This window comes from Bradyrhizobium sp. USDA 4506 (genome assembly GCF_054058795.1).
The window spans coordinates 4,334,234-4,347,173 of record NZ_JBSSBM010000002.1 but is presented as its reverse complement, the minus strand read 5'-3'; the positions used below and the strand labels follow the sequence as shown (position 1 = coordinate 4,347,173).

Here is a 12,940-nt window from a genome sequence, read left to right as displayed (position 1 = left end):
CCGTTTCGGCGGAAACCCTTGAGCTCTTGAACCTGGGAGAGGAAATCCACGATGCGCAAGATGCTTTACGCGACCGGTCTTGGGGCAATGGCGGTATTTGCCGTCGGAGCGGCCAACGCCAGTGACGAACTCCACAAGATGACGCAGAACCCGAAAGACTGGGTGATGCCGACCGGAGACTACGCGAACACGCGTTACTCCAAGCTGAATCAAATCAACGCCTCGAACGTCGGAAAGTTGCAGGTCGCCTGGACGTTTTCGACCGGCGTGCTGCGCGGCCACGAGGGGGGCCCGCTGATCATCGGCAACATCATGTACGTCCACACCCCGTTCCCGAACAAGGTCTATGCTCTTGACCTTTCGCAGGACAACAAGATCGTCTGGAAGTACGAGCCGAAGCAGGATCCGAACGTCATTCCGGTGATGTGCTGCGACACGGTCAACCGCGGCGTTGCCTATGGCGACGGGAAGATCTTCCTGCACCAGGCCGACACCACGCTGGTCGCGCTCGACGCCAAGACCGGCAAGGTCGAATGGACGGTGAAGAACGGCGATCCCGCCAAGGGTGCGACCGGCACCTCCGCGCCGATGGTGATCAAGGACAAGGTCCTGATCGGCATCTCCGGCGGCGAGTTCGGTGTTCAGGCGCACATGAGCGCCTATGACATCAAGACCGGCAAGCTGGTCTGGCGCGGCTTCTCGGAAGGTCCCGATGACCAGCTTCTGGTCGACGACAAGACCACCGAGCTCGGCAAGCCGATCGGCAAGGATTCGAGCCTGAAGACCTGGCAAGGCGATCAGTGGAAGATCGGCGGCGGCGCGACCTGGGGCTGGATCTCCTATGATCCCGAACTGAACCTCGTCTATTACGGGTCGGGCAATCCCTCGACCTGGAATCCGAAGCAGCGTCCCGGCGACAACAAGTGGTCGATGACGATCTGGGCGCGTAACCCGGATACCGGCGTCGCCAAGTGGGTCTACCAGATGACGCCCCATGACGAATGGGACTATGACGGCGTCAACGAGATGATCCTCTCGGATCAGACGATCGACGGCAAGGCGCGCAAGCTGCTGACCCACTTCGATCGTAACGGGCTCGGCTACACCCTTGATCGCGCCACCGGCGAACTGCTGGTCGCCGAGAAGTACGATCCGAAGGTGAACTGGACCTCCGGCGTCGACATGAAGAAGGACTCGCCGACCTATGGTCGTCCGAAGGTTCTTGACGCAGCGTCGACTGACAAGGCCGGCGAGGACGTCAACGTGAAGGGCATCTGCCCGGCCGCGCTCGGCTCGAAGGACGAGCAGCCGGCAGCCTACTCGCCGGACACGCAACTGTTCTACGTGCCGACCAACCACGTCTGCATGGACTACGAGCCGTTCAAGGTGAGCTACACCGCAGGTCAGCCCTATGTCGGCGCGACGCTGTCGATGTATCCGCCTCCCGGTGAGACCAACATGGGCAACTTCATTGCCTGGGACGGCAAGACCGGCAAGATCGTCTGGTCCAACAAGGAGCAGTTCTCGGTCTGGTCGGGTGCGCTCGCGACCGCCGGCGGCGTGGTGTTCTACGGCACGCTGGAAGGTTACCTGAAGGCTGTCGACGCCAAGACGGGCAAGGAGCTCTACAAGTTCAAGACCCCGTCCGGCATCATCGGCAACGTCACCACCTATGAGCATGCCGGCAAGCAGTACGTCGCCATTCTGTCGGGTGTTGGCGGTTGGGCAGGCATCGGCCTCGCGGCCGGTCTGACTGATCCGACGGCCGGTCTCGGCGCAGTCGGCGGCTATGCCGCGCTGAGCAACTACACCGCGCTCGGCGGAACGCTCACCGTGTTCTCGCTGCCGCAGCAGTGAGCTGAGCAACCTCGTTCCGGCGCATGGGGCGATCTCCATGCGCCGGTCCGTCTTCAATCTGCACGCGAGGATATGCTTTTGCGTAAGATCTGGTTTGTGACTGCCGCGATTTTCGTCGTGGCAATGGGTGGAGTTGCCTCCGCCGAGGACGTGGGTGATCCAACCGCCGTCAAGAACGAGGACGGCAAGTATCTCGACAAGGATGGCAACCCGACGTTCAAGGTGACATCCGACGGCACGGTGGACTGGTACACCTACTCCGGATACCGCCGCTATCATTCGGAGTGCCACGTCTGCCACGGACCCGATGGCATGGGCTCGACCTACGCGCCGGCGTTGAAGGACTCGCTGAAGACCATGAGCTATCCGGATTTCATGGGCGTGGTCGCGAGCGGACGCAAGAACGTCTCGACGGCGCAGGAAAATGTCATGCCGGCGTTCGGCGATAACCCGAACGTTGCCTGCTACATGGACGACCTCTATGTCTACCTGCGCGCCCGCGCCAATGACGCGGTTGGGCGTGTTCGGCCGGCCAAGCACGAAGACAAGTCGGAAGCCTACGGCAAGGCGGAAGACGCCTGCATGGGCAACAACGACAAGAAGTGAGCCCGTCCGGTGCGAACGAGAAACCTGTTTGACGTTTTGTGGAGACCAAGATGAAGACCCGCGCCGCAGTCGCATTTGAAGCAAAGAAGCCGCTTGAGATCGTCGAGCTCGATCTGGAGGGTCCCAAGGCCGGCGAGGTCCTGGTCGAGATCAAGGCGACGGGCATCTGTCACACCGATGCCTACACGCTCGACGGCTTCGACAGCGAGGGCATCTTTCCCTCGATCCTCGGGCACGAAGGTGCGGGCATCGTTCGCGAGGTCGGCGCCGGCGTGACGTCGGTCAAGCCGGGCGATCATGTGATCCCGCTCTACACGCCGGAATGCCGGCAGTGCAAAAGCTGCCTGAGCCAGAAGACCAATCTCTGCACCGCGATCCGCGCCACCCAGGGCAAGGGCGTGATGCCCGACGGCACCTCGCGCTTCAGCTACAAGGGCAAGACGGTCTTCCACTATATGGGCTGCTCGACCTTCTCGAACTTCACCGTGCTGCCCGAGATCGCGGTGGCCAAGATTCGCGAGGACGCGCCGTTCGACAAGAGCTGCTACATCGGCTGCGGCGTCACCACCGGTGTCGGCGCGGTCGTCAACACCGCCAAGGTGACGCCGGGCTCCAACGTGGTGGTGTTCGGCCTCGGCGGCATCGGCCTCAACGTGATCCAGGGCGCCAAGATGGTCGGCGCCGACAAGATCATCGGCGTCGATATCAATGACTCCAAGGAAGCCTGGGGCAAGCAGTTCGGCATGACGCATTTCGTCAACCCGACCAAGGTGGGCGGCGACATCGTCCAGCACCTGGTGGGCCTGACCGACGGCGGCGCCGACTACACCTTCGACTGCACCGGCAACACCAACGTGATGCGGCAGGCGCTGGAAGCCTGCCATCGCGGCTGGGGCGTCTCGGTGGTGATCGGTGTCGCGGAATCCGGCAAGGAGATCGCGACCCGGCCGTTCCAGCTCGTCACCGGACGGGTCTGGAAGGGCACGGCCTTCGGCGGCGCGCGCGGCCGAACCGACGTGCCGAAGATCGTCGACTGGTACATGGGCGGAAAGATCCAGATCGATCCGATGATCACCCACGTGCTGAAACTCGACGAGATCAACAAGGGCTTCGACCTGATGCACGAGGGAAAATCGATCCGTTCGGTCGTCGTATTCTGAAATCACAACACCAAGCACTAGGAGGATAGGTCAATGACTGTTCATATCCACCCGTCGGTCGACAATGGCGTCAAGCAAGGCTCCGGCAGCTTTGCCGGCGGCACGCTGGTCTGCAAATGCGCGGACAAGCCGGTCAAGGTCGGCATCAAGGGCGACGTCGCCCACAACCATGCCTGCGGCTGCACCAAGTGCTGGAAGCCTTCGGGCGCCACCTTCTCGGTGGTCGCGGTGGTGCCGCGCGAGAATGTCACCGTGCTGGAGAACGGCGACAAGCTGAAGATCGTCGATGCCGCGGCGGTGATCCAGCGCCATGCCTGCACGGGATGCGGCACCCACATGTACGGCCGGATCGAGAACAAGGGCCATCCGTTCTATGGCCTCGACTTCATCCATCCCGAGCTGTTCCAGGAGTCCGGCTCGGCTGCGCCCGGATTTGCCGCCTTCGTGTCGTCGGTGATCGAGTCCGGCGTCAAGCCGGCCGATATGGCCGGGATCAGGTCGCGGCTCAAGGAGCTTGGGCTCGAGCCCTATGACTGCTTGTCGCCGCCGCTGATGGATGCGATCGCTACCCACGTGGCGAAGTCCAAGGCGGCCTGACGACGGCACCGTGACAAAGGCGGCCTGACTGACTCGCCTTGACGAGATCCTGCGCCGGCAGAGGGTCTGCCGGCGAGGGATATGCTGGTAGTACCCGTGACCTTGAACCTTGCATGCCCTGCGGACGACCACAGGGCATGCATTTTATTTTCCGCTTTGCCCTCGTCCTTTCCCTGATCCTGCTGCTTTCGCCGGCCCGCGCCGCGTCGCCGGAAGACCGCTATATCGCCGCGCGTGACGCCGCGATCGCCAAATTCGCCAAGCTGTCGAACGACAACAAGATCAATGAGGTCGTCGACAAGGCCGAGGCAGTCGCGCGCGACGAGCTGAAGGGGCAGCTGACGGCCATCCTGTCACAGCCCGCCCGGCCGGGCTTTGCTCCCGCCCAGCTCAACCTCGACACTCTATACAAGGGCGATACGGGGTTCGGCATGCTGGACGGCCTGCGCTTCGATGCCGACACCGGCAGGGACGGGGCAAAGATCGGAGAAAAACGCGCCGACGGCAGCTTCGTCGAGCCGAAAGCCCATATCATCGTCACCACCGAGCCTCTATTCACGCGCTGGCTGCACGAACACAAGACCTGGTGGGACAAGGGCAGCAAGAACGTGCCGCAGCAGGTCGATGCCGCCCTGAAGTTCGAGGGCCTCTACACCCAGGCGATCTCGACCGATGCCGCGGTGGTCAATTTCGACGACCTGCCGATCGCCAAGCCGGCGTCGGCCACCCTGGCTTACGGCTTCCTGGCCGGCCGCACCCAGGATTCGTTCCCCGACAAGGCCGACGAGGCGTTCGTGGCGGCGCTCGCCGGCGGCAAGATGTATGTCGCCTATGGCGAGATCGAGCCGGCGGTGGAAGTGCCGGCCTGCACCGCGATCCGCACAGACTACAACAAGAAGGCCGATGCGGCGGCCGAGAGGCTCGAGCGCAAGCAGATCACCCGGCAGGCCTATGACAAGCTCGGCGACCTGCGCCAGCAGGGCGAGGATGCGTTCAAGCGCTGCTTCACCGAGCGCGCGCCGCAACAGCCGGCCTTCGCCGCGGCCACCAGGCAGGCCCAGGCGCTGCTCGAGGCGGCGATCGGCAAATAGCTCAGCGAGCTATTGACCAGCGGCAATCCCGACTTCAACACGGCATCTTGTCTGTCATGGATGCCAATCAGATAGATTGTCACAACGAGCTCCGTCCTCTGCGACATCAGCGCTTCGATCGCCTGCGCGTGATGTCGATCTATTGTGGCCGATGTCTTAGCAAGATCGCGGTGCCGATAATGGTTCTTGTCGTCAGATTTCGCGGCTAGTCGTGCAGGGTTCGTGCAGGCGAGGTTTGCGGCGCGGGGTTTGATCGGCGACCCGCGCCAGCCTATCTTCCCCGAAAGTTCAGCATCCCGGGGAGACGCCATGACCGCCATCAGCCCGTTCCGCATCGCCGTCAGCGACGATGCCCTCGAGGATCTGCGTAGTCGGCTGCGCCGGACCCGCTGGCCGGAAGCCGAGCTGGTCGACGACTGGAGCCAGGGCGCGCCGCTGCAATGGATCAAGGACGTCTGCCATTATTGGGCCGAGACCTATGACTGGCGGCAGCGCGAGGCGCGGCTCAACCGCTTCAGCCAGTTCACCACCGAAATCGACGGGCTCGACATCCACTTCATTCATGTCCGCTCGAAGCATCCGGAGGCGCGGCCCTTGATCATCACCCATGGCTGGCCGGGATCGGTGGTCGAATTCCACAAGGTGATCGAGCCGCTGACCGATCCCGTGGCCCATGGCAGCCGCGCGGCCCGATGCCTTCCACGTGGTGTGCCCGTCATTGCCGGGCTTCGGCTTCTCGGCCAAGCCTATCGCCACCGGCTGGGGCGTCGACCGGATCGCCAAATCCTGGGCCGTCCTGATGCAGCGGCTCGGCTACGCCAACTATTTCGCGCAAGGCGGCGACTGGGGCTCCGCGGTCACAACCGCGATCGGCGGACAGGATGCTGCGCATTGCGCCGGCATTCACATCACGCTTGCGATGTCGACCCGGCCCAATGTCGAGGGGCAGCCGACGCCGGAGGAGACGAGGGCGCTCAACGGCATCAAATATTATGCCGACTGGGATTCCGGCTATTCCAAGCAGCAGTCCACCCGGCCGCAGACGCTAGGCTATGGCCTGACGGATTCCCCGAGCGGGCAAGCGGCCTGGATCCTGGAAAAATTCTGGGCCTGGACCGATTGCGACGGCCATCCGGAGAACATCCTCAGCCGCGACGAACTGCTCGACAACGTCATGCTGTACTGGGTCACCGCGACGGCTGCGTCGTCGGCGCGGCTCTATTGGGAAAGCTTTGGGCCGGGCAAGCGAACCCCGCACAAGGTGAGCGTGCCGACCGGCGTTGCCGTGTTCCCCAAGGAGATCGTCACGCCGGTTCGCAAATGGATGGAGACAAACTTCACCAACATCCAGCACTGGAGCGAGATGCCGAAAGGGGGACATTTCTCGGCATTCGAGCAGCCCGAGTTGTTCGTCGGCGAGGTGCGCGAGTTCTTCGGGAAGCTGCGCTAAGCCTGACGCGTATGTTGGTCTGAAGCGGTTTGTGACAGAATGCGCCGTGCAACGGAGGACGTCGGCGTGCTGCTTGATCCCCGCCTCGGCGACTTTGAGGACAATGCCGCCAGCCCGGAACAGCGTTCGTTGTTCGCGATCGTGGGTAGCCTTCTGGTTGAGATAAGCCCGGCGAAACTGTTGTTCGCCTGGACGGTCTCGCTTCTGCTTCCGGGCGTACTGCTCGGCCTTGCGCCACTGGTCGCATCCGCCTGGATTTCGAGCCTTTCGCAACACGCTCTTGCCCTGTCCGAAGTGGGCGCCGTGCTGGCGCTGGTTGTGATCGCAGCGTTGGGATGGCTCGGCGGACGACCGCTGCTTCAAATCGCGGAAACAAGCTTCTGGTCGCTGAACGCGCTCGCGGTCCAACCGAGTTATGCCTTCACACGCGAGGCGCTGGGCCATCTGGCGGAGCTGCTTTGGCGCACCGGCGCGACTCCTGCCTCTCGCACGAGGCTGCGCCGCGGTTGCTCGGTCGGCGCCGGCATACTGCTCTCCGCGGGGGCGGCATTGATCGCGGCCCTGGCCTGGCCTGCCTCGCAATGGACTGCGACCGTCAATGACCTTGTTCTGATCCATCGTCTGGTGTTGCCGACGTTCGCGAACGCCGCGGTGCTGGTGTCCTGCTATCTTGCGGTCGCGTCACTGGCCTGGAGCGTGGCCGACGCCAGTATGGAACAACCGGCCGACCTGGCCGGATTCGACGCGACTCCGTCCGGAGGCCGCTGCTGGCGCCTTGCGCATCTGTCCGATCTTCACGTGGTCGGCGAGCGGTACGGCTTCCGCATCGAAAGCGGGACCGCCGGTCCGCGGGGAAACGAGCAATTCAATCGCGTGTTGGCTCGCCTTGCCGAAATTCACAGCGTTGATCCGCTCGACCATGTGCTGATCAGCGGCGATATGACGGACGCCGGCCGGCCCGGCGAATGGGCGGAATTTCTCGATGCATTGGCAGCTCATCCCGAGCTTGCAGCACGCATCATCATGCTTCCGGGCAATCATGACGTTAACGTCGTGGATCGTGCCAATCCTGCGCGCCTCGACCTGCCGTTCAGCCCAGGCAAGCGGCTACGGCAGATGCGTACCCTGTCGGCGATCGCGGCCGTCCAGGGCGATCGCGTGCGTGTCATCGACGGTTCCGGCAAACCGTCGGCCACGCTGAACCAGGCGCTCGCCCCTTATCATGATCGGATAACACGATTTGCGCAGCACGGGGGCGTGCGCCGCGCAGCGGCGCTCCGTGGCCTGTTCGATGATCAATTCCCAATGATCCTGCCGCCGGACCAGGACGGTGGCCTCGGGATCGCCATTCTCAACTCCAACGCCAAAACCCACTTCTCCTTCACCAACGCGCTCGGTTTGGTTTCGGAAGCGCAAACGCGGCGGTTGGAGGCTGCGATCCGTCATTTTCCGACGGCATGCTGGACCATCGCGTTACATCATCACGTGATGGAATATCCCATGCCAGTGAAGACATTTGCCGAGCGCATTGGGACAGCCTTGATCAACGGCAGCTGGTTTGTACGCAGGTTGCAACGGTTTTCCGATCGCTCAGTGGTGATGCACGGTCACCGGCATATCGATTGGATCGGTACATGTGGTGCGTCGAGGATCGTCTCGGCCCCGTCGCCGGTGATGGGGGCCGACGATGAAGTCAGCTATTTCTATATCCACAAAATGATGGTCGGCCCGGACCGGAAGCTTTGCCTCACCGAGCCCGAGCGGGTTGAGATTGCCGCAAGCTAGGACGCTTCCAGCTTATCTTCGTGCGATCCGCCACACAGATCGGCTATCCATGCGGCCGACGGACTCTCGGCACAGAAGGTCAGAATAGCGAGCGTGATCGGTACGCCGATGAAGGTCCCGAACAGGCCCCAAAGCGAGCTCCAGAAGAAGATCGCAAACAGCACCAGAAACGGCGAGATCGACAACGTCGAACCGGCCACCCGCGGTTCGATATAGCTGCCGACCACGAACTGGATGACGTTGAGACAGGCGAACACGCCGAACACCGCGGGCCAGCTCTCGAACTGTGTCATGGCCAGCAGCGTGGGGAACAGCGTCGCGATGAAAGGACCGACGAAAGGAATGTAGTTGAGGACAAAGGCGATCACGCCCCATTCGAATGCGAATGGCAGCCCGGTCACAGCGGCGAACAGGCCGACTAAGAGACCCGTCACCGCGCTCATCTGCGTCCGCACCAGCATATATTTACGAAACTTGGCGGCCGTCGCTTTGCTGCCCTTGAGCAGGACGCGCGCAGCTGTGCGATTCTCCAGCCGCTGGATTCGTCGACCAGCGTCTTCGACCTCGAGAAGTCCCAGCACGACATAGACCAGCGCGATGAGCCAGAAACTCAATGTGGTGTTGACGCGGCCCGTGACGTATTGCGTGGTACGCAGCAGCCAGCCGACATTGAAATGCTCCGCCCAGACGCCGGCGAACGAGACGCCATGGCCGTCGAGCCAGATCACCGCGGCATCGTAGAAGGCCTGATACCGCGCCGCATCCGCAATCAAGGAGCGCCCGACGCGGCCGAACCCCCATGCTGCCAGCGAGGCAAACGCGATGCAGGTGGCAACCGTAACAACGACGGTAATGGCGAGCGCGAGGAGTTTCGGCAGCCACGACTGCAGCCGTTGCTGAACGGGCCAGACGATCGCGATGATAAACAGGGCGGCCGCAAGCGGGGCGAGCACGCTGCGCGCCTGAGCCACCGCCGCAATGACCAGCACCGCGGCGATGATGCCGGTCGTGATCTTCAACCCGCCAGCCATCCTTGGGTTACCCGATCTCCGTGAACGCAGACATTGCCAGTCTGTCTCGTAGCGCGACAAGACCGGAAATGGACCTGCGGCGCAGCTACAGCAATCCTCGATAGATCCCCGGCGCGGAACCTTCGATGGCCACCGCGCCGACAGCTTTCGTATAGAAATCCGCCGGCCCGACGCCGCCGATGATGGCGTAGCCGAACCCCTGGTGCTTCATGTCCTCGAGGCAGGCGAACAGCAGCGCCTTGCCGATTCCGCCTTGCTGCGCCTTCGGCGCGACGCCGGTCGGACCGAAGAAGTTGCGACAGGCCGCGTCATGGCAGGCGAATCCGAGGATCTTCTTTTGCTGGATCGCGATGAAGCAGGAGACTGGTTGGCGGCTGAACGCGACCTCGGTTTCGCTGGCCCACGCCTCGCTGAATGTCTCCCGCACCCAGGCGACAACCTTGTGCTTTTCCGGGGCGAGCGCGCGGCGCATGATAATTCCGGCCTTGAGCAATCGATCGTAGGCGGGCCGGGAATCGGGCAGGGCGTAGAGCTTGACGAGCATGTCCATCCGGTGAGCTTAGTTGAAAACGCATCCCGCGGGCAAATCACGGGAGCAAGGTCGAGGCGCCGGACTACTATTTGCGTTGTTGCTTGTTCGCGGCCTTGTTCGAGGTCATGGCTTCACGTGCAATTGCCCAGAAATACCCGCCGCAGAATGCAACAATCGCGACAATCACGCCGGCGGCGATCAGCTCTTGCATATCAGCGGTTCTCCAAGTAGGTGCATCTCGTTCAGGTGGGAATTATGCCCACGAATACGCCGACGAAAAGGCAGATCGGTCGGGACGTAACGAGGCGGAGCGGATGCGATGGTGACGGTCAGCACAGCAGACAGGCGTCTTCGGGCGATCGTCGCTCTCGTCGTCATGGCCGGCGTCGGTTCGGCGCAAGCCGCCCGAACACCCGATGTGTCGGATGCCAGTGGGAGCGCCGTCTCCATGCCGATCGACACACGGAGCCAGACGTCCGCGATGGATGGCGTGGTCCGCGCCGTCCAGCTTCCCAAGGGCGCTTCCGCGATCAGCGAGACCTACGGAGACTGGATCGTCAAATGCCAGCTCGACGGCGGGGCCAAGCTGTGTACCCTCGGGCGGACACAGCTCGCCAAGGAAACCAATCAGCAAATCTTCGCCATCGAACTGATTCCCAGGGACGGAAAGGCCGAAGGCAACATCTTGATGCCGTTCGGGCTGAAGTTCGACGCCGGGGCCGTCCTCAAGCTTGACGGAAAGGATCTGGAGCAGACGCGCTTCTCCACCTGTACGACGCAAGGCTGCTTGCTGCCGGTATCCTTTCCCACGGTCGTGACCGACACCATCAGCAGGGCCAAAATGCTCACCGTTGCCGCACAGAGCATCAGCAACGGGCAGGCTGTCGTCTTTAACGTCCCCCTCAACGGCTTCGCCGCGGCGCCGGAGCGCACCATTCAGCTCGGAAGCTGAACGGCACGACGCTCCGCGCCCACCGCACGATGGCTGCGACAAATCACCCCGACGGGCAAAATCCCGCTTCCGTCGTCGGGCAAATCAGTGATCCAATTCCGCCCGTCTCACCCGATTGAGGGGCGCTTCGCGGTCGTCACGAACGTGGGTCGAGATGCGGTGGACGCCGATTGCGCAACTGACGAGTGCGCATGACGTGGACGGTGAAGTCGTGTGGTCCTGACGCAAGCTCTTTTTTCGTTATCCAAAGAACGAATAAAAGCCATATCTGTTAATGGTTTGAGCAGCCATTCTGGGTCAGCAGAAAGGTCCAGCCGATTGAGCTGGGCCCCAATAGGCCCTTAGAGCGTTCACCTTCAGGTGCCAGACCACAGCTTCGGCCCATCGCGTGACGGGCAATACCGGGTATCTACGGTGGATGACGTCCGTTGATGTCCGGCCTGATCTGGAAGATAGTTGGAAACGCGAACAAATGGTGGGGGCCGCGATGACGGAAGTAGCGTTGCCCGAGACGCAGTATGCGCAGAGCGGCGACTTCAACATCGCCTATCAAGTCATGGGCGACGGGCCTACCGACATTATCCTAGTTCCGGGCATTATATCCCACATCGATTTTCAGCACGAACTCCCGGGCTATACGCGCTTTCTTCGTCGCTTGGCGAAGTTCTCAAGGGTCGTCACGTTCGACAAGAGAGGTCAAGGACTATCAGATCGGTTGGCCGACGTACCGTCTCTTGAGGAACGTATCGACGATGTCCGCACGATCATGGACGCAATCAACTCCAAGCGTGCTGCGCTAGTTGGCTTCTCTGAAGGCGCGTCGATGAGCGTTCTATTCGCAACGACCTACCCAGAGCGCGTTTCCCACTTGGTCTTATTCGGAGGGCTGGCGCGGATATCAGACCTGCTCCCGCCCAACCTCACGCCATCCGAGGTTCAGGAACGGTTAGCTTACGTCGTAAAGAGTTGGGGAAACGGGGACTTCCTCAAGCGAGTTTTCGCGAGTGATGCTGGCAATTCGGAGATACTCGCTCGCATCGCAAAATTCGAAAAGTTGGGCAGCAGTCCTGGCGCACTAAAATCCTACATACTTTCGAACCGACGGATAGACATCAACCCCATCCTCCCAGTCGTCCGCACGCCAACTCTAGTGCTGCACCGAACAACCGACGCGCAGGTGCCTGTAACGTTAGGCCGCAAGCTCGCCGCCGGTATCCCGGGAGCGAAATACATTGAATATCCGTCGGGCGATCACGCGTTCTGGACGGGAGACATTGAGCGCGTTACCGGAGACATCGAAGAATTCATCACTGGACAACGCGCCAGCGAGGGAATTGATCTGGAGCGCATACTCGCTACCGTTCTCTTTACTGATATCGTTGGATCGACCAATCTCGCTTTGCAACTCGGCGATCACCGTTGGCGCGACCTCTTGGACAATCACGACGATCTTTCCGGCCGGATTGTCAGCAAGCATCGCGGCACTTTGGTGAAGAGCACAGGCGATGGCGTTCTGGCGACCTTTGACGGGCCGGGGCGGGCTGTGCGATGCGCCTTGGCGCTCAGTGAAGAGAGCAAGAGTATTGGCCTGCCCGTACGCGCAGGTCTTCATTGCGGCGAGGTCGAAATCAGAGGCAACGACATCGGTGGCATTGCCGTCCACGCAGCCGCGCGGGTGATGTCGCAGTCGGGAAGCAATGAGGTATTTGTCTCGCGGGTGGTCACCGACCTCGTAGCAGGCACCGATCTGAAGTTCTCCGAGCGAGGCTCATACGAATTAAAGGGGCTGCCCGGGAAATGGGACCTTTTCGCCGCGAGCAAATAGTATCCCGAGCGCTTGCGTCGTATTGTTCCTCCGCTATAAGCCGCGCAGGCCTCC

At 62.0% G+C, this 12,940-nt stretch carries 11 protein-coding genes and 1 pseudogene; 9 read left to right on the top strand and 3 right to left on the bottom strand.

Features of this window, described 5'->3' with window-relative positions; genetic code table 11:
- The first annotated feature begins 51 nt into the window (after window positions 1-51).
- The 7 genes and pseudogenes from xoxF5 to ACVIHF_RS22830 all read left to right on the top strand — a co-directional run bounded on the left by xoxF5 (window position 52) and on the right by ACVIHF_RS22830 (window position 8,546).
- Complete coding sequence (xoxF5, locus tag ACVIHF_RS22860) at window positions 52-1,857, top strand: lanthanide-dependent methanol dehydrogenase XoxF5 (RefSeq protein WP_456780098.1); 1,806 nt, start codon at window positions 52-54, stop codon at window positions 1,855-1,857.
- Window positions 1,858-1,980: 123 nt separating this feature from the next.
- A complete protein-coding gene (locus tag ACVIHF_RS22855; RefSeq protein ID WP_253609935.1) occupies window positions 1,981-2,463 on the top strand; it encodes a c-type cytochrome, methanol metabolism-related in 483 nt (160 codons plus the stop codon).
- 50 nt (window positions 2,464-2,513) lie between these two features.
- Window positions 2,514-3,623, top strand: coding sequence for an S-(hydroxymethyl)glutathione dehydrogenase/class III alcohol dehydrogenase (locus ACVIHF_RS22850; RefSeq protein WP_024580243.1), 1,110 nt, complete (start codon window positions 2,514-2,516; stop codon window positions 3,621-3,623).
- A 33-nt stretch (window positions 3,624-3,656) separates the two neighbouring features.
- Window positions 3,657-4,220, top strand: coding sequence for an S-(hydroxymethyl)glutathione synthase (gfa, locus tag ACVIHF_RS22845; protein ID WP_016847312.1), 564 nt, complete (start codon window positions 3,657-3,659; stop codon window positions 4,218-4,220).
- Between the two features lie 137 nt (window positions 4,221-4,357).
- Window positions 4,358-5,311, top strand: a complete 954-nt coding sequence (locus tag ACVIHF_RS22840; protein WP_456792581.1) for a hypothetical protein — start codon at window positions 4,358-4,360, stop codon at window positions 5,309-5,311.
- A gap of 309 nt (window positions 5,312-5,620) precedes the next feature.
- Window positions 5,621-6,761 (top strand): annotated as a pseudogene (locus tag ACVIHF_RS22835) (epoxide hydrolase family protein).
- Between the two features lie 66 nt (window positions 6,762-6,827).
- Window positions 6,828-8,546 carry a metallophosphoesterase family protein gene (locus ACVIHF_RS22830; RefSeq protein ID WP_456792580.1) on the top strand — a complete coding sequence of 573 codons (1,719 nt, stop codon included), beginning with the start codon at window positions 6,828-6,830 and terminating at the stop codon, window positions 8,544-8,546.
- Here the strand turns inward: ACVIHF_RS22830 and ACVIHF_RS22825 are convergent.
- The 3 genes from ACVIHF_RS22825 to ACVIHF_RS22815 form a co-directional block, all read right to left on the bottom strand.
- A complete protein-coding gene (locus ACVIHF_RS22825) occupies window positions 8,543-9,577 on the bottom strand; it encodes an AI-2E family transporter (protein WP_253609936.1) in 1,035 nt (344 codons plus the stop codon). The two genes, ACVIHF_RS22830 and ACVIHF_RS22825, sit on opposite strands and share 4 nt — an antisense overlap.
- A gap of 85 nt (window positions 9,578-9,662) precedes the next feature.
- The gene (locus ACVIHF_RS22820; protein ID WP_253607707.1) at window positions 9,663-10,127 is read right to left on the bottom strand and encodes a GNAT family N-acetyltransferase; all 465 of its coding nucleotides are present in this window, start codon (window positions 10,125-10,127) and stop codon (window positions 9,663-9,665) included.
- Window positions 10,128-10,194: 67 nt separating this feature from the next.
- Window positions 10,195-10,320: a hypothetical protein gene (locus ACVIHF_RS22815; protein ID WP_456792579.1), complete on the bottom strand. Its 126-nt coding sequence runs from the start codon at window positions 10,318-10,320 to the stop codon at window positions 10,195-10,197.
- A 108-nt stretch (window positions 10,321-10,428) separates the two neighbouring features.
- On the opposite strand from ACVIHF_RS22815, the gene ACVIHF_RS22810 reads away from it, so the two are divergent.
- Together ACVIHF_RS22810 and ACVIHF_RS22805 are read left to right on the top strand one after the other, a co-directional pair.
- Window positions 10,429-11,061 (top strand): invasion associated locus B family protein, encoded by a 633-nt coding sequence (locus ACVIHF_RS22810; protein WP_456792578.1) that lies wholly within the window; start codon window positions 10,429-10,431, stop codon window positions 11,059-11,061.
- 418 nt (window positions 11,062-11,479) lie between these two features.
- A complete protein-coding gene (locus ACVIHF_RS22805) occupies window positions 11,480-12,886 on the top strand; it encodes an adenylate/guanylate cyclase domain-containing protein (protein ID WP_253607709.1) in 1,407 nt (468 codons plus the stop codon).
- Window positions 12,887-12,940: the final 54 nt, after the last annotated feature.

Bases quoted from the DNA above. Each gene is read 5' to 3' on its own strand.
- xoxF5 (WP_456780098.1), top strand. From the start codon at position 52: ATGCGCAAGATGCTTTACGCGACCGGTCTTGGGGCAATGGCGGTATTT.
- ACVIHF_RS22815 (WP_456792579.1), bottom strand. From the start codon at position 10,320: ATGCAAGAGCTGATCGCCGCCGGCGTGATTGTCGCGATTGTTGCATTC.
- ACVIHF_RS22805 (WP_253607709.1), top strand. From the start codon at position 11,480: ATGACGTCCGTTGATGTCCGGCCTGATCTGGAAGATAGTTGGAAACGC.
- ACVIHF_RS22850 (WP_024580243.1), top strand. From the start codon at position 2,514: ATGAAGACCCGCGCCGCAGTCGCATTTGAAGCAAAGAAGCCGCTTGAG.
- ACVIHF_RS22820 (WP_253607707.1), bottom strand. From the start codon at position 10,127: ATGGACATGCTCGTCAAGCTCTACGCCCTGCCCGATTCCCGGCCCGCC.
- ACVIHF_RS22810 (WP_456792578.1), top strand. From the start codon at position 10,429: ATGGTGACGGTCAGCACAGCAGACAGGCGTCTTCGGGCGATCGTCGCT.
- ACVIHF_RS22840 (WP_456792581.1), top strand. From the start codon at position 4,358: ATGCATTTTATTTTCCGCTTTGCCCTCGTCCTTTCCCTGATCCTGCTG.
- gfa (WP_016847312.1), top strand. From the start codon at position 3,657: ATGACTGTTCATATCCACCCGTCGGTCGACAATGGCGTCAAGCAAGGC.
- ACVIHF_RS22855 (WP_253609935.1), top strand. From the start codon at position 1,981: ATGGGTGGAGTTGCCTCCGCCGAGGACGTGGGTGATCCAACCGCCGTC.
- ACVIHF_RS22825 (WP_253609936.1), bottom strand. From the start codon at position 9,577: ATGGCTGGCGGGTTGAAGATCACGACCGGCATCATCGCCGCGGTGCTG.